Below are 22,694 nucleotides of genomic sequence, written 5' to 3'. Positions count from 1 at the left end.
GTGATGTTTTGCGCTATTGCAGCGTTACGGCTATAGATATCATTGAGCTAATCCATTCGCGAGCATACTGGCGAAAGCATCAGCAGGCAGTGGGTGCCCAAAAAAATATCCTTGTCCCTCTTCACATTGTTTCTCTTGCAGAAAATCTAATTGCGTCTGTTGCTCTACACCCTCTGCAATGACTTTTTGTTTTAGACTGCTACCCATCGCAATCACTGCACTAGCAATTACACCACTATCTGTAGCAGAGCCAATGTCTTTTACAAATGATTGATCAATTTTGAGTACATCAATTGGAAATTGATTTAGGTAACTCAAGCTAGAATAACCCGTACCAAAATCGTCCACCGCCAACTGTACTCCCATTGCTTTAAGTTCTTTCAGTATCGCCGTGCTGGACTCTGCATCGCGCATCAACACGCTTTCGGTAATTTCTAGTTGCAGACGATCTGCCGCTAATCCTGTTTGCTTTAATACTTCGGCAACGCCATCAACAAAATCATATCGACGAAATTCTACCGCCGATATATTGACTGCAATTGACTCCAGCTTTAAGCCTTGATCTTGCCAACGTTTGATTTGTGTGCAGGCTTCATGCAGTACCCAACGACCAATCGGTACAATCAAACCACATTCTTCCGCAATCGCCACAAAACGTCCGGGTGGCACCATACCCCATTTGGGATGATCCCATCGCAACAAAGCCTCTGCGCCGGTGATAGCTCCCGTGGCTAGATTGATTTTTACCTGATAGTACAAAACAAATTCCTGGCGCTCAAGCGCACGCCGTAAATTGGTTTCAATTAACTGCCGCTCCACTGCTTTTACATTCATTTCATTTTTAAAAAATTGGAAGTTGTTCCGACCTTTTTTCTTGGCTTGATACATGGCAGTATCAGCATTTTTAATTAAGGTTTCAGCATCTTGTCCATCCGTTGGATAAACGCTGATTCCTATGCTGGTAGTGATATACAACTCATTTTCCGGATTACTTGTCAGCGCATGTGATTCGGCCAAAGCAAGCAAAATTTTGTCGGCAGTCAGTGATGCAAATTCTGCGCCTTGCTCCTCCGCTACCAAGATCACAAACTCATCGCCACCCTGCCGACTCACTGTGTCTGACGCACGGACACAAGAGGTCAGGCGTGTAGCAACGGACTGCAATAATTTATCGCCAATAGCGTGACCTAAAGAATCATTGATATGCTTAAAATTATCTAAATCAAGAAACAAAATAGCCAGATGCGTACCTTGTCGCTTAGCCAGACTGATGGATTGCTCAATACGATCATTCAGCAACACACGGTTAGGCAAATTGGTCAGAAAGTCATATTGAGCCAGATGTACCATTTTAAGCTTCATCGCTCGCTCCGCGGTAATGTCGTGAAATACGATCACTGCGCCAGCAATTTTTCCGGTGGAGTCATGAATAGGTGAGGTCGAATCTGCAATCGCCACTTCGGTTTTATCGGCTCGAATTAGAACGGTATCTGGCGCTAAGACTACGACTGTATCTTGCTGTAATACCAGATTAACCGGATTTTGTACTGGCTCTCGTGTTTGTCCATTGATGATGGGCATAACTGTGCTAATCGGATGTCCGCGTGCCTCGTCCCTGGACCACTTAGTCATTCGTTCGGCTGCCATGTTTAGATATTCGACATTACCTGACAGATCGGTACCAATGACCGCATCACTAATCGAATTAAGGGTTATCTCGGCCAAAGCTTTCTCCAGATAATTGGCTTCTTCTACCGCTTTGCGATGGATAATATTGCGTAAAGATTGAGGTACTAAATAGCTGCCAAAATGACCTTTCGTCAGATAACCCTGTGCTCCTTTTTGTACGGCTTCAATCGAGACTGCTTCAGCCTCTTCTGCTGACAATGTGAGGATAGGAATATGCGGTACAGCCGAATATAGCCGGTCAAAAGTCGTAATTCCCTGGCTATCAGATAGATTTAAATCTACCAAAATAGCGTCTGTTTTATTAAGCGTTAAATAGTGCAATGCCGTACAAAGCTGTGTCTGCAATTCGATCTCAAACGGACCATCTCTGGCACGATCAAGTATGTCACTCAATGTGACAGCATCAGCGGGAATGCTAGTAATAATCAAAATACGATTAACCATACGATTTGCTCCCGGCAGTATAAGTGCGGGTAAGCGATAGCCAGCCAGCACCGCTACAAAGCTGTTTGCTGGCAGAGGTAATTTGGATAATCAGATCAAAGATGTTGTAAAAAAATTCCTGCGATCCCTTGACAAACAACCCCATGGATTTAGTCTTTTGATTTTTTTGGATCAGAAATAGAGACCACATATAGATTCCTAGAATTGTTTTTCAATCGTCTGATAAAGCTACTTATTGAACAATCTATCGTCTGTGCGTCGACGCACATAGTGAGAAAAAACGTTTATAAAATCAAGTATTTGTCTCAATCGCGACAGCGATTTTATTTATTCAATTCATGGCTGCATGTGTGCTCTATCGCGCATAGATTTTTTACACTTCGTGGTAGGCTAAAAAGAGGAATTCAATCTGAATTTCTCTGCACCTTCCTTCGGTCTCATCTCACACTTTTAAACCAAATTTGAAGCAAAGCTCCACAAATCATTAATGCTTATTTCTCAAAGTCCGATGCAAAACCATCTTCTAGCAGCCTTACCTGCTGCTGAGTTTGATCGCCTGTCTGATCAGCTGGAACTGGTATCGCTGCATCAAGGAGAGGCTCTGTATGAATCTGGTATGCGTTTGCAATATGTGTATTTCCCGATTACCTGTATTGTCTCGCTGCTATATGTTTTAGAGAGCGGCGAGTCTGCGGAGATCGCTGTTGTCGGTAACGAAGGGATCGTTGGCATATCTATTTTTATGGGTGGCGACACTACCCCCGACCGTGCCCTGGTACAAAGTGCAGGTTACGCTTATCGCCTGCGTGGGAATTTACTTAAAGAAGAATTTGATCGTGCCGGCCCGGTGTTGCGGTTGCTGCTACGCTATACGCAAGCATTGATCATACAAATGACACAGACCGCGGTATGTAACCGGCATCATTCTATTGAACAACAATTATGCCGGTGGTTACTGCTCAGTGTTGATCGCTTGTCCTCCGACTCTTTGATCATGACTCAGCAAATGATCGCCAATATGCTGGGCGTACGTCGTGAGCGAGTCACTGAAGCAGCAGGCAATTTACAACGTGCCGGACTCATCCAATACAGTCGCGGTGCAATTGAAATAATCGACAGATCCGGTCTGGAAGACGCTGTATGCGAATGCTATTCAGTAATTAAACATGAGTTTGACCGCCTGCTTAATGACATCCCGCATTTAGATATTGAGCCAGTGACCAGATCGTCATAGCACTTTTCATCGCAATACCATCCTTAATCATCAAGCTACAGCGTCGGCTTAGTCGGCTTGGTCGGCTTGTACAGGACTGAAGCCGATTTTCTCTCTTCGCTTTTCGCGGCCAGCAAACCAACATAAATTATGTGGCATAACGCACATACACGCGCGGTGTTTTTTGATATTCTGCACACAGATACTTTAGTCTAAATAATCTATGTCATCCCTACAATGGGATTTCTACTTTCAACTATCCAATGACGACATCTCATAGCCCGACGCAAAATCATTTACTTGCGTCTCTTCCTGCTGCTGAATTTGACCGTCTGTTTCGTCATTTAGAACTGATAAAAATGCCGCTCGGCCAAATATTGTACGAAGCTGGTGGACAGTTAAAACACGTCTACTTTCCAACGACGTCTATCGTGTCCTTGCTGTATGTTTTAGAAAATGGAGCGTCAGCTGAGATTGCTATTGTCGGCAATGAGGGCATACTCGGCATCTCCTTATTTATGGGTGGAGAAACAACGCCAAGCCGCGCCATAGTTCAAAGTGAAGGCTTTGGCTATCGGCTTAAAGCGGAGCATTTGAAAGAAGAATTCAACCGTGCAGGGCCAGTGTTGCGCTTGTTGTTACGCTATACCCAAGCATTGATCACACAAATGACACAAACAGCGGTATGCAACCGACATCATTCTATTGAACAGCAATTATGCCGCTGGTTATTATTAAGTCTGGATCGCTTACCGTCAGATAATTTAAAAATGACGCAAGAACTGATCGCTAATATGCTGGGTGTGAGGCGCGAAGGCGTGACCGAGGCCGCAGGTAAACTACAAAAAATGGGATTAATCAAATACGCTCGTGGCAACATCGAAGTTATTGATCGCCCTCGATTAGAAAAAACTGTTTGCGAATGTTATGCCGTCGTTAAAGCAGAATTTGATCGCTTAATCACCGATATACCTAAAGGCGATCCAAAACATATATTAGGCGCCTCCGATAGAAGAACTAATCCCAAACGATCCGATAAAGTCGATACTAATAATCGGCAAAACGATAACTAAAACCGCCTGCAAATCTGCAGGCAGATCAATCTAGTCCAGCAACTACATGGTAATAATCACCTTCAACGCCTGAGTCTCTGCCGCATGCTGAAAAGTATCATAGGCTTTGATGATGTCGTTGAGTTTGAACTGATGGGTAATCAATAATTTGGGGTCGATCTTTTTTGACTGCACTACGTTCATCAACATTGGCGTGCTAACCGTATCAACCAGTCGCGTGGTGATGGTGATGTTCCGATCCCAGAGATTTTCCAGAAATAAATCCACCTTAGTGCCATGCACGCCCACATTGGCGATAGTGCCACCTGCTGCGATGATTTTTTCGCATAGTTCAAATGTGGCAGGAATACCGACAGCTTCGATTGCGGTATCCACCCCGCGCTGATCGGTTATCGCCATCAAGGATTCGACCGCTTTACCATTCTTGCTATTAATCGTATCGGTGGCGCCAAACCGTTTTGCCACTTCCAGACGATGATCATCCAGATCAATCATGATGATTTTTGCGGGTGAATAAAATTGCGCTGTCAGCAAAGCAGCTAGCCCGATGGGGCCAGAGCCGACAATCGCGACGGCTGATCCGGGAGCGACTTTGCCGTTAAGGACACCGCATTCAAACCCGGTTGGCAAAATATCGCTAAGCATCACTAAAGCTTCTTCATCTGCGCCAGCCGGTATTGGGTAGAGGCTGGTATCTGCATGCGGAATACGCACATATTCTGCCTGTGTTCCATCGATCTTATTCCCTAAAATCCAGCCGCCTGTTGTGCAATGCGAATACATACCACGACGGCAGTATTCACATTTACCACAAGACGAGATACACGAAATCAAGACATGATCACCAACCCGAAAAGCGGTGACACCTGCGCCGATACTATCGATTATGCCTACCCCCTCGTGCCCGAGAATGCGCCCTGGTGCACAGCTTGCTACATCGCCTTTGAGAATATGCAAATCAGTGCCGCAGATAGTCGTCTTTAGCATCCTGACGATGGCATCACCGGGCACTTGTATGACCGGTCTGGGCCGCTCTTCAAGCGCCTTCAGTCCTGAACCACGGTATACAAATGCTTTCATCATCGTCCCCTATTGTTCTTACAAATTGTTCTGCAATAGAGGCGACAATGCGCCGTTGGTATCGGTTGTGTCTGTTCGGTGTCTAACTTATGGAATCGCTTTATTTATATGTCTTTTTTATGTGTCTTTTTAAAAAACAGTTAGCTGTGAAGTAAAATAATTTCACACCATATTTTCCGGTCGTACCCACTCGTCAAATTGTTCTGGCGTCACATAAGCCAATGCCAATGCCGCCTCCCGCAAAGAGCTACCGTTGGCATGTGCGTACTTGGCGATTTCTGCTGAACGGTCGTAGCCTATGTGGGGATTTAGTGCGGTGACCAGCATCAAGGAGTTGCCTAGTAGTTCGGCGATGCGTGTGCGGTCTGGCTCCATGCCACGTGCACAATGCAGATCAAGACTCATCATGGCATCGGTCAGCAAGCGTACGCTTTGTAAAAAGTTGTGCGCGATCATGGGTTTAAATACATTCAACTCAAAATTACCCGATGCGCCACCGATGCTTAAGGCGACATCATTGCCCATCACCTGACAACAGACCATCGTCACGGCTTCGCATTGGGTTGGATTAACTTTGCCTGGCATGATAGAACTACCTGGCTCATTTTCCGGGATATGTAGTTCGCCCAAACCACAACGCGGGCCAGATGCTAACCAGCGGATGTCGTTGGCGATTTTCATCAAAGCAACCGCCAGAGTTTTGAGTGCGCCATGCGCGCTGACCAAAGCATCATGGGATGCGAGCGCGGCAAAGCGATTGCCGGCACAACGGAATCCCTGCCCTGTTTCGGCCCCCAATTCTGTCGCAACGCGATCGCCAAATTCTGGATGGGTATTCAAACCCGTGCCCACCGCGGTACCGCCAACCGCTAGATCAACCAGCGAACTTAAACTGTTGGTAATCACTTGATCGGCGTAATCTAACTGCGCCACCCAGCCCGACATTTCTTGTCCTAAAGTGAGTGGCGTTGCGTCTTGCAAATGGGTGCGACCGATTTTGACGATATCTACAAATGCCACTGCCTTGTTATGTAAAGTGGTACGCAAATTACCCAGCACAGGTAGTAAATCATGAACAATGCTCAGGCTCGCTGCCACATGCATGGCTGTCGGAAAAATATCATTCGATGATTGTCCCAGGTTGACATGGTCGTTAGGGTGAACCAGGCGCGCAGTACCACGGCTGCCGCCTAATATCTCAGAAGCACGGTTGGCCAGCACTTCATTCATATTCATATTGGTTTGGGTACCCGATCCGGTCTGCCATATCGATAAGGGAAAAGCATCAGGATGCATACCTGCCAGCACCTCGTCCGCAGCCCGGATAATCGCCGACGCCAAGCTGGCATCTAGCAAACCCAGATCATCATTGACCACCGCGCAGCTACGCTTAACACGCGCCAAAGCCATTAGTAAGGCAGTCGGCATACGCTCAGTAGAAATCGCAAAGTGATGCAGCGAGCGCTGTGTCTGTGCGCCCCACAACGCATCTGCAGGAACCTCAATATCGCCGTATGAATCGTGTTCTATTCTTATTTCTTCGTTCATGGTCTTGTCCTTTTTTATCTGTTCTTGATCTGCTTGCCTCTGGCATCCAGCATCTAGTATAGGCAATTAATCAATATTTTTATCAGCATTCAATCAGCTGTCATGTGGATAGTTTTAAAGATGCTAGTTTTATGACGTCGGCTTGAGCATATCCGCTCTTACACTCGTAACACTCTTTTACGACTTTTTATTGGCATTTTTTTGCGTCAACTTCCATGATGCAACTATGTAGCAATGATCAGGTAATGCATCAGCCAATACATCAGCTAACACCGGTCTGAAAAAAAGCAAATTGCCTTAGCTAATCAAGTAACTATAATAATTATTCGTCCTCACCCTTTTATCTGGAGTCTTCTATGTACTTTGCGAGCTGGTCAACTAAATTAGTACGACAGTTGCTAACGACCAGTTTAAGCCTGGCCTTCAGTATTCCTGCCGCTGTTGCTACAGCTAGCTCAGTGACAACCGATATGCAGTCCACCAAGAGCGACGTCGGCGTCATCCCCAATACCGAGGACGCCGCACTGCATGTGCTTAACCGTCTAGGCTACGGACCCAAACCAGGCGACATCAATAAAGTCCTGCAAACGGGGGTAAAAAATTACATTCAAACCCAGCTTCATCCAGAAACGATTCCCCTGCCTGACACATTGGTCAGACGACTAGACTCCTTAAGCACCGAAGAAAGCACTACCGGTCAAATGCTGGGCGACTATTTGATGGCACGTAAAGAAGTGAAGGAAGCTAAGAGTGACAAAGACGGTAAGGAGAATGCGGACAATAAAGACGACAAGCAAAAAGGCCGTGAGATCTTGGTCCGGATGGCAGAAAATACTGCAGAATCCCGATTGGCACGCGCTATAGAAAGCCCGCGGCAATTAGAAGAAGTGATGGTCGATTTCTGGTTTAATCACTTCAATATTTTCGCTGGCAAGGGTTTAGATCGCGCACTCATCCTCAGCTATGAGCGCGATGCAATTCGCCCCAACGTATTTGGTAATTTCCGCACTTTATTAGGTGCAACTGCTAAGCATCCGGCGATGTTATTTTATTTAGACAACTGGATGTCAACCTCGGCTGACTACCAGCCTCGCCGTGGCCGAGGTGGCAAATTCGGCCAGCTTAGTCCGACTAAAAATAAACCCACAGGTTTGAATGAAAACTATGCCCGCGAGTTAATGGAGCTTCATACTTTGGGCGTGGACGGTGGGTATAGCCAAAAAGATGTAACGGAGTTGGCGCGCATGCTCACTGGATGGACTTTTAACCAACGTGATTTAGTCCGCAACGGCGTCCAGTTCACCTTTAATGCCGATGCACATGACAACGGCCACAAAGTATGGATGGGGAAAGACATCAATCCGCGTGGTCAGCAAGAAGGCGAATTTGCACTCGACATTCTGGCAATGCACCCGAACACCGCGCATCACATCGCGTTTGAACTGGCACAATATTTTGTCAGCGACAATCCGCCAGAGGCCTTAGTCAACAGAATGGCACAACGCTATTTAGATACCAGAGGAGAAATTCGCCCGGTGCTGGAAGTGTTATTTTATAGCCCAGAATTTTTCGATAAAACTGCCATCGGCAATAAGTTTAAAACACCGTACCAGTTTGTCTTATCCTCCGCCCGTGCCAGCGCATTGCCGATCAATAATATCCGTCCTTTGTTAGGTGTTTTATCGCAATTGGGGATGCCTTTATATGGCAGCGTCACACCCGATGGCTATAAAAATACCGAGGCAGCCTGGCTCAATCCCGATGCCATCACCCGCAGAATTAATTTTGCGACAGCCTTAGCATCCGGGCGTTTGCCGCTGGATAAAAAGCTGGATGAGACTAGCCAGACGATGGGCAAAAAGCAATTAGAGAAACAAGCCGACGGCAATCAGAAAAATCGCCCCGACCTGCCAGCCTTGGACGCAAACGCTTTATTGGCGACCTTAGGCAGTTCAATCTCGGCACCGACGCGTGAGCTAATTAATGGCAATAAAGAGCAATTACGCGGTGCGTTGGTGTTGGGTAGTCCTGATTTTATGCATCATTAATTTAGATCATCTGTTTGGATAAGCTAATTGAAAATACTAGATTTTTGCCTGCGCTGGCATGACAACCGATAATTTTTGTAGTGATTGTCTGGATGATTAAACATACTCCCAGCATGTATATTTTAATCGTCCATGCAATCTATAGACAATACGGCAATTTATGTAAAAATAATGGGGAGTATATGCTTATATAGACGTGTATTCATCTATCAACATATCTCCCTACCCATTTAATCCGTACTGAATCTGTACCGAAGCACCACTGACCCGTTTGCGAAAAACCTGAAGGAAATTCCATGTTACGTCGACACGTTTTAAAAACACTGGCGCTATCGTCAGGCATTATGTTGCCGCTGTCACGTAGCGCTTTTGCGCTGCAATCGTCGGACGGTGATGTCGCCCAGAAAAAGCTGATTGTGATTATGTTGCGCGGTGCAGTGGATGGTTTAAACGTGGTGGCGCCAGTGGGCGACGCCAACTACCGCCGCTTACGCCCAAGTATAGGATTGGCTAAACCGGGAACAGAATTTGGCGCGATCAATCTGGACGGTTATTTTGGACTGAATCCCGCCTTGGCAGATTTGACGGATTTATGGAATGAGAAAAAACTCGCCTTCGTCCATTCCAGCGGATCACCGGACACGACGCGTTCGCACTTTGATGCGCAAGACTATTTAGAGACGGGCACACCTGGCAGAAAAAGCACGCAAGATGGCTGGATGAATCGCCTCTTGTCTACTTTGCCTGGTGACAAATACCCTACCCGCTCGCTCGCCATTGGTCCGGTAATGCCGCGGATTTTAAGCGGCAATGCCGTAGTCACCAATATCGCCAACGGTGCCGCAGGCAGCAAAGCGACCTTGCTGGATAATCCGGCTATTGGCAACGCGTTTGACAAAATGTACCAAGGCAAAGCGGCCTATTCGCAGCAATATCAGGACGCCAAATCTGCGCATAAAGACATCATGACGGCATCGATGGAAAAAATGGATCACATGGATAAAGTAGAAATGGCAGCCAGCAATGGCGCCCCGCTACCGAATGGATTCCCCCGTGACGCCTCGCGCCTCGCTACATTAATGAAGAATGATCCAAAAATTCAGATGGCATTTTTTGCCTTAGGTGGCTGGGATACGCACGTCAATCAGGGGTCCGATAAAGGCAAACTGGCAAACTTGCTAAGTCCTTTAGGAAAAGGATTAGCCACACTATCCAAACAACTTGGACCTTTATTTGACGACACTACGATCGTCGTGATGTCAGAATTTGGCCGCACCGCGCATGAAAATGGCACCGGCGGTACAGATCACGGGCATGGCAATGTGATGTGGGTATTAGGCGGCAAAGTCGCTGGAGGCAAAGTCCACGGACGCTGGAGCGGCTTGGATGAAAACAGTTTGTACGAAGGCCGCGATCTGGCAATTACAACGGACTTTCGTAGCGTCTTGTCGCAAGTTGCAGAACGCCATCTGCAACTCAGCGACAAACAACTCGCTACGGTCTTCCCCTTAATGCCACGTGCCGATGCGGGTTTGGCCTTGTTTACCTCCTAAGTTGTAGCCTAAGTTGTAGTCTAAGTTAAAGCGTAAATTAAAACGTAAACCAAGCTGGCACACTTATTTTTTGTTGACGACCAATACCGTAAACGTATTATTCATCACCGTTGGCAGATAAATCGTATTGGACGAATGGTCCATCGCCATGGTTCTGGCACCTTTATTGGTCGGTACGTTGGCTACTACGGAATAGTGATTTGCGTCATCCTGATGGATTACCGTTAGTGTTCCGGTTCCGCCGCCATTGGATGTAAATATGGTCGCTGTTTCTGCATCAAAGATCGCGGCGTCCGGGTGTTCTCCAATCGCTACATCGGCTACGCGCTTACCTGTCTTGGCATCGGTCACTGCCATGATTTTATTTTGGCAGGTCGAGAATAAACGTGCATTCGCGGCATCTATCGCCATGCCAGTCGGCTCTTCACAACCGCTTAATGGCCATTTAGAGACTAGCGTATTAGACGCCACATCGATCACATTAATGCCCGCGTTATCTTCAATATTAAGATAAATTTTTCCTGCGCCATCACTCACTGCAAACTCTGGCTTGCCCGTGACTTTGATGCTGGCAATCTCTGTCAGCTTGATTGCATCAATCACGCTAACGTCTTTACTCTTTCCATTAAAGGTAAATAATTTATGTGACGCAGATTCGTAAAAAATGGCGTCTGGATTGATGCCCGATAACTTAATTTCTGCTTTTGTCTGCATGGTGTCCAGATCAAACACGGTAACGCTATTGCTTGCACCATTACTCGTAAACCCCAACTTTAGGTCTTGCGCAAATGCGATGCCGTGGACACCTTTGGTATTGGCAATATTAGCGACTTGCTGACCAGAGGGCAGATCAAGCACCTGCACATGATCACCACGACTAAGGTACAGCCGATGTCGCACGCTATCGATATCGACATAGTCCCATTTAGTCGGAGCACCGAAAGAAAACTGCTGTTGCAGAGCGTAGCCAGACAAGCCAGCTGGCGCGGCTAATGCAGAATTAACTGTAAGTGCGGTAGCAGAACTGAACAGAGTTGCAGCGACTAAGGCAGTTTTAGTGGTCATGATTTTAAGAGGTGAGTTTGAGGGCGGGAACGCAGAAACTTATAAACAAATCGCAACCAAAGATAACAGGTTTTTAATGTTTACATCACTAACGCAAATTGCCCGAGCAAGCTTTAGCGACGATGACAGCATTTAGTAACTAATTTACCAAGAACCGGCGTTGGAACACAAATGGGGCTTTTTTGTGTAAGCCCTTCTGGCATATCGCTGACATCAAAGAAACAATTGCTTACTTCAGAAACAATTTGAATGTAATACAGTTTGGGCTCAATAACTTTGAGTAATCAGAGGTTCTTGCAAAACGAAACACCGGAGAGTAATTTTATTGCGAGAAGCGCAAAATAGATGAGAAAGGAGCGGCCATTTCTGGCAAGATGAAAGTGACTAAACAACCATCTGCGCTCCGCTATGAATCCTACACAACGCCTGCTGATAATGCAACGCTGGAATTTACTGCAACACGATTTGCTACCGGAGATAAAACAGCAATGCGGGTCACTGACGCCGAAGCTGGAAAAATTGATTCATGTACTAGACTGGGTGCGCATCGAAGAATTTGTGTCGGACCAATGGCAAGGGATAGGACGCAAACCGCATGACCGTGGTGCATTGGCCAGCGCCTTCATCGCCAAAGCTGTGTTGGGGCTCAATACAACAGCGGCCTTAATAGAACGATTGACGATGGATCGCAGTTTAAAACGGCTGTGCGGCTTTGAGATGTGGAAAGAAGTTCCGAATGAAGCCACTTTTTCGCGCGCCTTTGGCGAATTTGCCCAAGCCAAATTAGCGGAGAAAGTGCACGAAGCGCTGATCAAGAGTTATTTAGGCGACAGCCTCATTGGACACATCAGCCGTGACGGCACGGCGATTGCGGCGCGCGAGAAGCCGAAGAAACACATGAAAGTTGTTTCCGTAGAAAAGGCCCAAAAGCAGCGCCGTGGACGGCCAAAGAAAGGCGAGATAAGGCCGCCAAAGGAAGAGAAAGTGACCAAGATAGGCTGGCAGTTGACGCAAACTTTACCGAGCATCGTCAATGCTTTACCCAAAGAGTGTGACCGCGGCACTAAATGCAATGCGCAAGGTTATAAAGTGAGTTGGAACGGCTACAAGCTGCATATCGACACCGCTGACTGCGGCGTTGCCATCAGTGCGCTATTGACCAGCGCCTCGGTGCACGATAGTCAAACGGCGGTGCCGTTAGCAACGATGACGGCCGCACGAGTAACGAATTTGTACGATTTGATGGATGCAGCGTATTGCAGTGAAGAGTTAAGGGCACACAGCAAAAGTCTTGGCCACGTGCCATTAATTGATCACAACGCACGCGGCGGGGAGAAGAAACCGTTCGCCCCGCATGAACAACAGCGTTATAAAGAACGCACGCAAGCTGAACGTACCAATGGCAGGCTGAAAGACGAATTTGGTGGCACGACAGTACGGGTGCGTGGTAGCGAAAAAGTGATGTCGCATTTGATGTTTGGTTTATTGGTATTGACCGCAGATCAGTTGATGCGTTTATTTACGTAACAGCTTTGCTTTTAAAGAGTCGAAAAAAACAACGTTTCCCAACGTTCATAGGGGCAGTGATGGTCACATAGGGATTGACACGCCATAAAACGATAATCCGGCACAAATTCATGTCACATGTACCGCTTCAAACAAGAAAACCAATCGCAACAGTGGCCACACCCATGCTCGACTTTACTGGTTTGGGTATTTTGCAAGAAGCTCATCAGTGAGGCAAAATTCACTTATGTTCAAATCAAGATGATTGCACGATGATTGAAATAGCCGAGTTGATAATTGAATTAAGAAATAAGGAGCAAGGACAAAAAATGAATAACAAACTGAATAAAATTTTATTCGCGCTGGCCGTAGTTTCATTGGCTGGTTGTGCCACCACCGTCAGAGAACGTGTTGTCGTCAGAGAACAACCACCACAAGTCATCGTCAGGCAAATGCCAGCGCCGATTACCGAAGTGATCGATGTGCAGCCAGGTCCTGGTTATGCATGGGTACAAGGACATTGGGCCTGGCATGGCAATGCATGGGTATGGCAACGTGGCCATTGGTACCAAGGTGCGGTTCGTCCTATGCCAGCTTTGATCGTAGAACAAATGTATGCAGCACCTAGCCCTCGTCATTATTGGGTACCAGGTCATTGGCACTGGCGCGGTAATGACTGGGCTTGGGAAAAAGGTCGTTGGGTAGAGTGATTTGATGAAGGGTTGAGCTGGCGTCGGCTCAACCTCAATTCAAACTCAAGTGACATTTAGGTACCATAGCGAATTAATATAGATAATCTGTTTTTCGCTATGGCATCTCAGGGGCTTAATAAAACCAGTTAGCGAGTTCGCAAGTTAATGTTGGTCACATGCTTGTAATGAATACCCCGTAGAGTTCGCCATTCTTAATTATTGATGTTGAGGATGTGATGACTTTTAAATTTGCAACGAATTTAACTCTGAATGTAGCGCCAAAGTTAACTCGCTTAACTCCCATCGCTGCAGCGATTGCCACACTGACCATCGGTCTGGCGGGTTGCGGTAGCACTACCCCATCCTTACCAAGCGTTGCAGAAGGTACGACCTTGCAAATTGGCTTGCTGGAAACGACCGATATTCATTCTAACGTTCTCAGCTATAACTATTATTCCTTAGCCGCCGATACCAGTCTTGGCTTAGAGCGTACATCCACTTTGATTCAATCTGCCCGTGCAGAAAATCCAAACAATGTTTTGCTAGATGACGGTGATGTTATTCAGGGCACCTTGCTAGGCGACTATCAGGCGGTAGCCGCACCGATCACTTGCAGCTCTACGCTGGCCGTGCATAAAGTCATGAATGGCTTACAGTTTGACGGTGGCGGCATGGGCAATCATGAATTTAATTATGGCCTTGGTTTCTTAAGTCAAATCACGAATACTGATTTTGGTGTTACCGGCGTGTCCAAACCTGCTGGCACTTGCGGCGCACCTAACTTCCCGGTGGTTCTGACCAACGTAAATAGCGTCTCCAGCCAAAAACCGATTTTTCAACCGTACGCAGTATTGCCTAAGCAATTCACCGCGACAGCGCCGGATGGCAGTAAAGTCAGCGTCAAACTTAACATTGGCATCATGAGTTTTGTCCCGCCACAAATTATGGATTGGGATCAAAAAAATCTGGCTGGAAAAGTCTATGTCAATGGCGTACAAGAATCCGCCAAACAATACGTGCCTGAATTGCGTAGCAAAGGTGCTGATTTAGTCGTCGCACTCTCGCATGGTGGCTTAGACGCTACTGCTTATAGCCCTAAAATGGAAAACGGTAGCCTCTACTTAGCCAACACCGGGATTGATGCATTGATGATCGGTCATGCTCACTTAATCTTCCCAAAAGGGAAAGAAATTGGAGCCGCAGCGCTTGACCCTTCTTTCACTGCATTCCCTGCCAGCGCCAATGTGGATGCCGTCAATGGTTTCGTCAATGGTGTACCAACGGTGATGGCGCAAAGCTGGGGCCGTCGTCTAGGCATCATCAAAATGACCTTAATCTTCCAAGGTGGCAAATGGGTAGTCCAACCTGCTAAAACGACGGTTGAATCACGTGGCTTTAAATACCTCGACGGTAACAATATCGTCGACGCTGACGCTAAGATTGCGCCATTGGTCGCCACTGAACATGCAGCCACTATTGCCTATGCCAAACAACCGCTTGGTGTAAGTACTGATTTTGAAATGTCGTCTTATTTCTCTCTGGTCGGTGACGTCAGTGCCATCCAATTGGTCAATCAGGCGCAGCTTGATTATGTAAAAAACTTTATCGCTAGCAGCACCGATGCAACCTTGGCTAGTTACAAAAATATCCCGGTGATTTCTTGCAGTGCACCGTTTAAAGCAGGACGCAACGGACCAACTGACTTTACTGATGTAGCGCCGGGTGCAGCGCCTGCTTCAACATTTGCTTTGCAAGTGCGTAATCCTGGTGATCTGTATTTGTATAGCAATAATAATTTGCAGGCAGTCAAAATCAAGGGCGCTGATCTTAAAAATTGGCTAGAAACATCAGCCAAACAATTTGCGCAAATTGACATCACAAAAGCCGCAGAACAAGATCTGGTGCCGTCTTACTCTACGATTTATAACTACGATGTATTCTATGCCGAGAACAATGCACTGCAATACCAAATTGACGTGACTAAGCCAGCAGGAAGCCGCATTGCCAAGTTAACTTATCTGGGTAAAACAGTCGCAGATACCGATGATTTTATCGTTGCAACCAACGATTATCGTGCTGGTGGTGGTGGTAATTTCCCTGGTATTGACGGCAGCAAAACTATAATCAAATCACCAGATGCCAATCAAACTGTGGTCAGTAATTATTTACAAAAACTGGGCACACAAACGGGCAAAGTGAGTTTAGCCAGCAACGGTAGCGCGAAAAGCTGGAGCTTCGTCAAAACCGCTACTGCGGGTCCAGTGATCCTACGCTCCTCACCTGGACATTTGGCACTAGCAAAAAATGCCGGTCTCAATCTGGTGACGCTTGAAGGTGGATTGGATGCCAGTGGCTTTAGTAAATATACGATTGATCTGAGTAAGTAAGTTTAAACATATGAGTTTAAATCCCGTTTAAAGACTTTTAAACACAGACGCGTCAAGACAGGGGGAAATCAAGAAAAGCTCATTTTAGTTTAATAGCTTTCTTTTGATTTTCTTTGCGTCTTTGTAGCGGAGTCTTTTACGATTTACGTCTTTTGATTCAAACTCGCTTCACCCTTATTTCTACGTCTTTATGCCCTCACCTATTCACCACTTCCGGCTCGCATCGTCGCTTTTAGTTTTAGCTACGGGCTTTAGCTTATCTGCCTGCCAGATCGAATCGAATAACCCCTTCAATAATCAAGTCAGTACGCAACTAGACAAGCAAGTCAATTCGGCAGAGATAGAATCGACCGGTATGCTGGCCATGCATGGCAGACAAGCCAAAGCAGAAACGCAGTTACGACTATGGGCAGAAGCAGGTATGCCTGTCGCCCAACGAGAATTAGCTTTGCTGTATATGACACGCCCCGCACAACGTTCAGCAGCAATGGCATTATTTGAGCAAGCGGCAAATGGTGGTGATGCCGAGGCGGCGTTTCAGTTAGGTGAGTTATATCGCCTGCCGCATGTAGATCATCCCAGCGATTTTTCTAAGGCATGGTCCTGGTACCAAAAAGCAGCAGAAGGCAACAGCCCCAACGCCGCACTTATGCTGGCACGTATGGCAAAAAATGGAGAAGGCGTTATACGTGATGACGTCTTAGCCGTAAAGTGGCTGACGATTGCGAGCGATCTTGGGAGCCCGCAAGCGATGTTTTTATTATCGAATGCCTACCTCGCAGGTCAAGGCGTCAAAGCCAATCCAAGCAAAGCCCGCGAGCTACTAGAAATGTCGGCAAAACTGGATTACCCGGTTGCGATTCACGCCTTGGCGATGGCCTTGCAAGGCGGCGACATGCAAATCCCCAAGGATGATATTCGTGCTGGTCACTTACTCAAAGAAGCGACTGAAGAACGACATAACAACTGGAATAATCTTTAAAGAATCACTCCCTCCTATTAACATCAATCCCCCATCGCTCTCCATTTAAAAGCTTGTTTGGTAGGCATGCCAAAGTCAGTCGTAAAAATATAAGGCAGCACATAAAGCTATGCCAACGATATAGAGCAACCAGGTGTCTGATACCGCATAGGGATACAGCATTAAACCAACGGCGATCCATTTAGTTTTTGTGCGAGAAGTTTTTTTGCCGTAGCGGTATGCGGCAATCCCGATGATACTGAACAGTATCATGCCGATGAGATAAGCCGGTGTGGGAAGAGTTAAGCCCAAACTGCTCAGGGTGTTTAGATCATCCATTTTGTATAAAAATCTGCTGCGCAAATTTGTTGTTCAATATCGAAAAGAGCTTAGCCTAGATTACCGTTCCCGATCAGGCGATTCTGTAACAGATTGTCTTTTTCAATAGTAGTGTCCAGCACCGCATGCGATGTGACACCACCCAGCTCGCAATAATTAAATGCATACCGGCTTAGCGCCCCACTTTGTTCCGCCGCATATAAAACAAGTTCATCCTCACGTCATAATTTGGGCGCATCATTTCCGCAGTGCAACAAATAACTTATTACAAGTTATTTGCCGTGATTTGTTTGCAGTCTTCTATTTGCAATCCTGTTTTTAAGTGTGGAGTCTTTATATGGATTTTTTTCTAAAACCGTCAATTGCACTAATGCAGCGATTACGTCTATTCCCTAAGTTTGTCTTGGTGGCCGTGTTATTTGCTGTTCCGGTTATCCTCGTCACTGGATTGCTGATCAATGAACTAGATAAATCAATTTCGTTCACCGAGCAAGAGCGTCTGGGCTTACAGCAGATACGAAAAATTCATGAACTAAGCAAACTAGCCCAACAACATCGTGCGCTGCGCCGTCTGGCACTCGCAGGCAATGCGGCAGCTAGTGATAATGCCTCTAAAATCCAAAATGCGTTGAGCGCAAAGTTAAAGACTAATTTAGACCCAATAAGCACATCGCAACTAACAACTGGACAACTGAAAACCCCAGCGTCTGAGTCAGAAAATGCTGTTAGCAAAATTAAACAATCATGGCTTGATATAGTGCGCAAGCTGACGTCCTCGAAGGCTAGCGAGAGTTATGCTGACCATACCGTATTGATTGATCAGTTAAATAAGTTATCGACCACGATTGCCAATCACTCCAAACTGAGCCTGGATCCAGAGGTAGATACTTATTATTTAATTGGATTATTTGCCAAAACCTTCCCTGAGTTAGCTGAAGGAATTTTTGACATTGCTAGCAGAGGTGCGCCATATATTGATACTGGTTTATTAGAAGCGAATGAGGATGTTTTACTCAATGCCGACGTGATGCTTGCTAAGCGTGATATCGCTCGCATCCCTGCGCAATTTGAGGCTATGTTCCAGGAAAATCCTACTTTTAAAACACAGTTAAAAAATCCACAAGAGCTACTGGCAAATAATCTTGCGTTTTTGGAGCGTGCAAAAAATGAAATTTTAAATACGCTGAATCAAACTTCTGGTACCGAGTTTTTAGCTGCGGGAAGCAAAAGTGCAGAAGGCTTGTATGACTATGCTGACGCGGCGGCAGATTTGTTAGATGTGACGCTGACGGCACGTATTGACCGAGCCATTTTTCATCGCAATATATTGTTGGGGCTAAGCCTCATAGGATTATTAGTATCTGCCTATTTATTGGCGGGATTCTATGCCTCGTTCTCGCAAGAAGTCAGAAAACTCAGCGCCTCAGTCGCCAGTGTTGCGGGTGGTGACTTGACCACGTCGATTGATTCCCAAGGCACCGACGAAGTCGCGCAATTACTGCACGCATTTGATCTGATGCGCATCAATTTAGCGACACTAGTTAATAATATCCGGCATGGCACTGAAGCAATCGCCAGTGCCTCCAGCGAGATTGCACATGGCAATGCCGATCTCTCTACGCGTACCGAGCAGCAAGCCGGATCATTGGAAGAAACTTCAGCCTCCATGGAAGAATTAACCAATGCCGTTAAACAAAACGCCGCAAGCGCAGAACATGCAAATCAAAACGCAGTCACGGCAAGCGCCGTCGCTAAAGATGGCGGAATAGCGGTCGCCGAAGTTATCAATACGATGGCAGCAATTCAGCAATCATCCAAACGTATTAATGACATCATCGGGGTAATTGACGGTATCGCTTTTCAAACTAATATTTTGGCGCTAAATGCCGCAGTCGAAGCAGCACGTGCCGGAGAACAAGGACGGGGATTTGCGGTAGTCGCCAGCGAGGTGCGCAACCTGGCACAACGCTCTGCCAGTGCGGCTAAAGAAATAAAGGTGTTGATCACGACATCGGTAGAACAAGTCGGGGTCGGTAGTCGGCAAGTGACAGCGGCAGAACATACGATGGCGCATATCGTCACGGCTATTCACAGCATGGCCGATAACATGAGCGAGATCACTACCGCCAGTGTGGAGCAGCGTTCAGGCATTGAACAAGTCAATCAGGCGCTAGGGCAAATGGATGATATTACCCAGCAAAATGCGGCCTTAGTCGAGCAAGCCGCCGCGGCGGCACAAAGCATGCACGATCAAGCTTTGCATCTAGCCAAAGCCGTCTCTGCATTTAAAACCGCAGGTATGATGGAGAAAGAATCTCATGATGCTTTTGCAAAAACTGACCAACACCCATACACGACCAATAGCTCGGTGAGATTACGTCAAAAAAATAGTTCTGCACCAAGCTCAATGTCAATTAGGGTAAGTGCAAGAGATCAAAAAACAGCCTAGACAAAAAATATTATGAAATACAAAGAATCACTTAGTTGAATTTTGTTGAGATTTTGCCAGAAGCTAGCAAGAAAAATTGGCTTAGAAAGATACTGAATCTCTGTCTTTGCAATAGCAAAGGCTCATATAAATTTTATGCCAATGAGAATTACTCATAGTGAGTATATTTTAACCGTCCAGGTAATCACTTGAGAGTAAAGCATTTTTAATAAAAAATAGGGGGAGTATATTAAAATCCGAGAGCATTGTCTGACGAATGTCTGGATTAACTACTCAAACTCAACACTCAGGATCGCAAACGCCGTTGCGCCGGCTGTGACAATACGCGCTGGGTTACGCTACCTGGCACGCCCTCTGATTTCATGTATTCAATCGCACACAAAGTACCTAGAGAACTTTGTAACGAGATACCGCTATCTACCGTTTTTTCGGTAATAAAATCGCGCCGCTGAGCGTGCCCAATACTACTTAATTCGCTCGAATCGGTATTAACTTGCTTGAGGTTGTGCTGTAAGCCTGGCATGAAAGTCTCCTTGATAAACAAAGATACAAGTGATTCAACTGAGGAAGATATTAGGAAGAAAGATGAAAATGAAACGAGTAGCACAAAATTACTGGGACAATTTTGAGACAATTCAGCGACAAAAAAACGATAATTAACACAGCGCAATATATTCGTTTAAGATCAAATTGTGTATGAATTTTGAACGAATTGCGAACAATTTGTGCAGGTATAGTAGCCACAATTATGGGCAAAAGCGAGAGCTAAGAATTCATTGAATCTGCAGAATTAATAGCTAGTCTGATGTTGTAAATATTAAATCAACACATGTCTTTTTAGTAAAAAAATGCCTGTCAAATGATTACTTGAATTAATCCCTGAACGATCAATAAAAAATCTTGACCGTGTAGTGATTAGCGCTAGTGTAGCTACCACGTTATTACAGAAAATGCCCGGGGCCTGCCATGAAAGCCAGTTTGAAAAGCCTCACTTCTTCAATTATTGGTCAATTCACTTTGGCGACAATTATGTCGTCCTGTCTTTTAGTCGGTGGTGTTTTATACGATAGTAGTCATACTTTGAAAGTCGCTGTACTTGAAAACGTCAAATCCAGTATTGATCAGACATCTCAAATTCTTAACCTCACCGTATCGACCTACGCAAGTGCAAATGATTTAGAAACAGTACGCATTTTTTTCCATGAAATGCTGGATCAAAACTCACAAAATGGATTGACCTATCTGATTGTTGGCAATGCAGAAGGCCGGGTTTTACTCACTACCCTGGAGTCTGTCGACACCATCCCCACACCTGACACGACAAATAACTTAGATGTCGCTGCACTACGCGGATTTATTCATATACGAAGCCCATTGCTATTACCTGGTAGAGAAGTTGGCTTTTTACAATATGGTTTGTCCACCAAAAATCTGGTTGATGCAGCGACCAAAGAAAAGACCAATTCGCTCATCCGGACGGGTCTGGTCATGCTAAGCACAATGATTGTTATTTTGTTGCTAGGGCGACGTATCGCCAAACGCTTAAATGATTTGATACGAGCCAGTAAGGAAATCGTATCTGGGCGTTATGAACGCAATGTCAAAGTGTCCGGCACCGATGAGCTGGCGATTATGGCAAGCAACTTCAATCTTATGGCTGAGGCAGTGCAAACAAAAATTCGGGAGATCACAGAATTAAATCGGACATTAGAAACCCGCGTATCACAACGGACTAAAGAATTGGAGGAAGCCAATCGCCTGCTGGGGAAGAATTTTGATCAACTGAAAGAGACTCAGACTCAGTTGATCAAATCAGAGAAATTAGCCAGCCTCGGCGCTCTGGTGGCGGGTGTATCACACGAGCTGAATACTCCGATTGGTAACGCTTTAACCGTCTCAACAACCTTGTCACATAAAACGGGCGAGGTAAAACAAGTCTATCAACATGGACAAATAAAAAAATCAACCTTGGACGAATTTTTAATAGCTGCCGAAGAGGCTGGGGACTTATTAAGCAAAAATTTACTCCGCGCATCGGAATTAATCATCAGTTTTAAAACAGTAGCCGTCGATCAGACGAGCGAACAGCGCAGGCGATTTAATTTGCTGCAAACGATGAGCGAACTCGCCGTTACCCTAAGACCAACACTAAAAAAAACGAAGCTAATTTATGAGATTCAGATTAGTGAGGATATTTTATTGGACAGCTATCCTGGCCCTTTAATTCAGGTGATTACCAACCTGTTTAATAATGCGATTGTCCATGCGTTTGAAGGAAGAGACATTGGCGTGATGAGCTTAAGCGGCGGACAAGATCCGACCGATCCCTCATTTGTAGTGTTGACTTTTAAAGACGATGGAATCGGTATCCAACAAAATAATCTGGAGAAAATTTTTGACCCGTTCTATACCACCAAATTAGGTCAGGGAGGATCGGGGCTTGGTTTAAATATTTGCTACAACATTGTTGAGGGTTTGTTGGGCGGACATATTTCTGTAAGCTCAGAATTGGGTGTTGGAACGCAGTTCAAGATTCGAATACCAAGCAGTGCACCGCATAAAACAATCATTGCTGAACTGAGCTAATCGGAGCTTACACAAATCTTTTTTATCTTTATCCATATCCTATATTCACACCAGACGATCT

The 22,694-nt window shown here is 45.8% G+C and carries 17 protein-coding genes; 10 read left to right on the top strand and 7 right to left on the bottom strand.

Annotated elements, in window-relative coordinates:
- Positions 1–39: 39 nt before the first annotated feature.
- Positions 40–2,133, bottom strand: a complete 2,094-nt coding sequence (locus RGU72_RS03780) for an EAL domain-containing protein (RefSeq protein WP_322118447.1) — start codon at positions 2,131–2,133, stop codon at positions 40–42.
- A complete protein-coding gene (locus RGU72_RS03775) occupies positions 2,126–2,323 on the bottom strand; it encodes a hypothetical protein (RefSeq protein ID WP_322118446.1) in 198 nt (65 codons plus the stop codon). The genes RGU72_RS03780 and RGU72_RS03775 overlap by 8 nt, the downstream gene beginning before the upstream one ends.
- A gap of 297 nt (positions 2,324–2,620) precedes the next feature.
- On the opposite strand from RGU72_RS03775, the gene RGU72_RS03770 reads away from it, so the two are divergent.
- Both RGU72_RS03770 and RGU72_RS03765 read left to right on the top strand, forming a co-directional pair.
- The gene (locus RGU72_RS03770; protein ID WP_322118445.1) at positions 2,621–3,367 is read left to right on the top strand and encodes a Crp/Fnr family transcriptional regulator; all 747 of its coding nucleotides are present in this window, start codon (positions 2,621–2,623) and stop codon (positions 3,365–3,367) included.
- A gap of 242 nt (positions 3,368–3,609) precedes the next feature.
- Entirely contained in the window at positions 3,610–4,419 is an 810-nt protein-coding gene (locus RGU72_RS03765; RefSeq protein ID WP_322118444.1) for a Crp/Fnr family transcriptional regulator, read from the top strand.
- 42 nt (positions 4,420–4,461) lie between these two features.
- Here the strand turns inward: RGU72_RS03765 and RGU72_RS03760 are convergent, their stop codons facing one another.
- Positions 4,462–5,499: a zinc-dependent alcohol dehydrogenase family protein gene (locus tag RGU72_RS03760; protein WP_322118443.1), complete on the bottom strand. Its 1,038-nt coding sequence runs from the start codon at positions 5,497–5,499 to the stop codon at positions 4,462–4,464.
- A 162-nt stretch (positions 5,500–5,661) separates the two neighbouring features.
- A complete protein-coding gene (gene fumC / locus RGU72_RS03755) occupies positions 5,662–7,047 on the bottom strand; it encodes a class II fumarate hydratase (RefSeq protein ID WP_322118442.1) in 1,386 nt (461 codons plus the stop codon).
- A 356-nt stretch (positions 7,048–7,403) separates the two neighbouring features.
- Here fumC and RGU72_RS03750 point away from each other — a divergent pair, with 356 nt between their 5' ends.
- A complete protein-coding gene (locus RGU72_RS03750; RefSeq protein WP_322118441.1) occupies positions 7,404–9,095 on the top strand; it encodes a DUF1800 domain-containing protein in 1,692 nt (563 codons plus the stop codon).
- Positions 9,096–9,391: 296 nt separating this feature from the next.
- Positions 9,392–10,648, top strand: a complete 1,257-nt coding sequence (locus RGU72_RS03745) for a DUF1501 domain-containing protein (RefSeq protein WP_322118440.1) — start codon at positions 9,392–9,394, stop codon at positions 10,646–10,648.
- Between the two features lie 63 nt (positions 10,649–10,711).
- Here the strand turns inward: RGU72_RS03745 and RGU72_RS03740 are convergent, their stop codons facing one another.
- Positions 10,712–11,713 carry a hypothetical protein gene (locus tag RGU72_RS03740; protein ID WP_322118439.1) on the bottom strand — a complete coding sequence of 334 codons (1,002 nt, stop codon included), beginning with the start codon at positions 11,711–11,713 and terminating at the stop codon, positions 10,712–10,714.
- Between the two features lie 408 nt (positions 11,714–12,121).
- Here RGU72_RS03740 and RGU72_RS03735 point away from each other — a divergent pair, with 408 nt between their 5' ends.
- From RGU72_RS03735 to RGU72_RS03720, 4 genes are all read left to right on the top strand, one after another.
- Positions 12,122–13,240, top strand: a complete 1,119-nt coding sequence (locus tag RGU72_RS03735) for a transposase (RefSeq protein WP_322117783.1) — start codon at positions 12,122–12,124, stop codon at positions 13,238–13,240.
- A gap of 308 nt (positions 13,241–13,548) precedes the next feature.
- Entirely contained in the window at positions 13,549–13,929 is a 381-nt protein-coding gene (locus tag RGU72_RS03730) for a YXWGXW repeat-containing protein (RefSeq protein WP_322118438.1), read from the top strand.
- A 218-nt stretch (positions 13,930–14,147) separates the two neighbouring features.
- Entirely contained in the window at positions 14,148–16,298 is a 2,151-nt protein-coding gene (locus RGU72_RS03725) for a bifunctional 2',3'-cyclic-nucleotide 2'-phosphodiesterase/3'-nucleotidase (protein ID WP_322118437.1), read from the top strand.
- 190 nt (positions 16,299–16,488) lie between these two features.
- Positions 16,489–17,280: a tetratricopeptide repeat protein gene (locus tag RGU72_RS03720; protein ID WP_322118436.1), complete on the top strand. Its 792-nt coding sequence runs from the start codon at positions 16,489–16,491 to the stop codon at positions 17,278–17,280.
- 75 nt (positions 17,281–17,355) lie between these two features.
- On the opposite strand, the gene RGU72_RS03715 is transcribed toward RGU72_RS03720, so the two are convergent.
- Entirely contained in the window at positions 17,356–17,598 is a 243-nt protein-coding gene (locus RGU72_RS03715) for a hypothetical protein (protein ID WP_322118435.1), read from the bottom strand.
- Positions 17,599–17,935: 337 nt separating this feature from the next.
- On the opposite strand from RGU72_RS03715, the gene RGU72_RS03710 reads away from it, so the two are divergent.
- Entirely contained in the window at positions 17,936–20,047 is a 2,112-nt protein-coding gene (locus RGU72_RS03710; RefSeq protein WP_322118434.1) for a methyl-accepting chemotaxis protein, read from the top strand.
- A gap of 286 nt (positions 20,048–20,333) precedes the next feature.
- Here RGU72_RS03710 and RGU72_RS03705 read toward each other — a convergent pair whose 3' ends face one another.
- Entirely contained in the window at positions 20,334–20,570 is a 237-nt protein-coding gene (locus RGU72_RS03705) for a hypothetical protein (RefSeq protein WP_322118433.1), read from the bottom strand.
- Positions 20,571–21,013: 443 nt separating this feature from the next.
- On the opposite strand from RGU72_RS03705, the gene RGU72_RS03700 reads away from it, so the two are divergent.
- Complete coding sequence (locus tag RGU72_RS03700; protein ID WP_322118432.1) at positions 21,014–22,633, top strand: ATP-binding protein; 1,620 nt, start codon at positions 21,014–21,016, stop codon at positions 22,631–22,633.
- Positions 22,634–22,694 lie beyond the last annotated feature (61 nt).

Origin of the sequence: Undibacterium sp. 5I1 (genome assembly GCF_034314085.1) — a bacterium.
GTDB lineage: Bacteria > Pseudomonadota > Gammaproteobacteria > Burkholderiales > Burkholderiaceae_D > Undibacterium.
The sequence above is the reverse complement of the archived record's forward strand: the minus strand, read 5'-3'. Positions and strand labels throughout refer to the sequence as shown.

Bases quoted from the DNA above. Each gene is read 5' to 3' on its own strand.
- RGU72_RS03735 (WP_322117783.1), top strand. From the start codon at position 12,122: ATGAATCCTACACAACGCCTGCTGATAATGCAACGCTGGAATTTACTG.
- RGU72_RS03780 (WP_322118447.1), bottom strand. From the start codon at position 2,133: ATGGTTAATCGTATTTTGATTATTACTAGCATTCCCGCTGATGCTGTC.
- RGU72_RS03715 (WP_322118435.1), bottom strand. From the start codon at position 17,598: ATGGATGATCTAAACACCCTGAGCAGTTTGGGCTTAACTCTTCCCACA.
- RGU72_RS03720 (WP_322118436.1), top strand. From the start codon at position 16,489: ATGCCCTCACCTATTCACCACTTCCGGCTCGCATCGTCGCTTTTAGTT.
- RGU72_RS03705 (WP_322118433.1), bottom strand. From the start codon at position 20,570: ATGCCAGGCTTACAGCACAACCTCAAGCAAGTTAATACCGATTCGAGC.
- RGU72_RS03775 (WP_322118446.1), bottom strand. From the start codon at position 2,323: ATGTGGTCTCTATTTCTGATCCAAAAAAATCAAAAGACTAAATCCATG.
- RGU72_RS03760 (WP_322118443.1), bottom strand. From the start codon at position 5,499: ATGAAAGCATTTGTATACCGTGGTTCAGGACTGAAGGCGCTTGAAGAG.
- RGU72_RS03770 (WP_322118445.1), top strand. From the start codon at position 2,621: ATGCTTATTTCTCAAAGTCCGATGCAAAACCATCTTCTAGCAGCCTTA.
- fumC (WP_322118442.1), bottom strand. From the start codon at position 7,047: ATGAACGAAGAAATAAGAATAGAACACGATTCATACGGCGATATTGAG.
- RGU72_RS03700 (WP_322118432.1), top strand. From the start codon at position 21,014: ATGAAAGCCAGTTTGAAAAGCCTCACTTCTTCAATTATTGGTCAATTC.
- RGU72_RS03725 (WP_322118437.1), top strand. From the start codon at position 14,148: ATGACTTTTAAATTTGCAACGAATTTAACTCTGAATGTAGCGCCAAAG.
- RGU72_RS03730 (WP_322118438.1), top strand. From the start codon at position 13,549: ATGAATAACAAACTGAATAAAATTTTATTCGCGCTGGCCGTAGTTTCA.
- RGU72_RS03740 (WP_322118439.1), bottom strand. From the start codon at position 11,713: ATGACCACTAAAACTGCCTTAGTCGCTGCAACTCTGTTCAGTTCTGCT.
- RGU72_RS03710 (WP_322118434.1), top strand. From the start codon at position 17,936: ATGGATTTTTTTCTAAAACCGTCAATTGCACTAATGCAGCGATTACGT.
- RGU72_RS03750 (WP_322118441.1), top strand. From the start codon at position 7,404: ATGTACTTTGCGAGCTGGTCAACTAAATTAGTACGACAGTTGCTAACG.
- RGU72_RS03745 (WP_322118440.1), top strand. From the start codon at position 9,392: ATGTTACGTCGACACGTTTTAAAAACACTGGCGCTATCGTCAGGCATT.
- RGU72_RS03765 (WP_322118444.1), top strand. From the start codon at position 3,610: ATGACGACATCTCATAGCCCGACGCAAAATCATTTACTTGCGTCTCTT.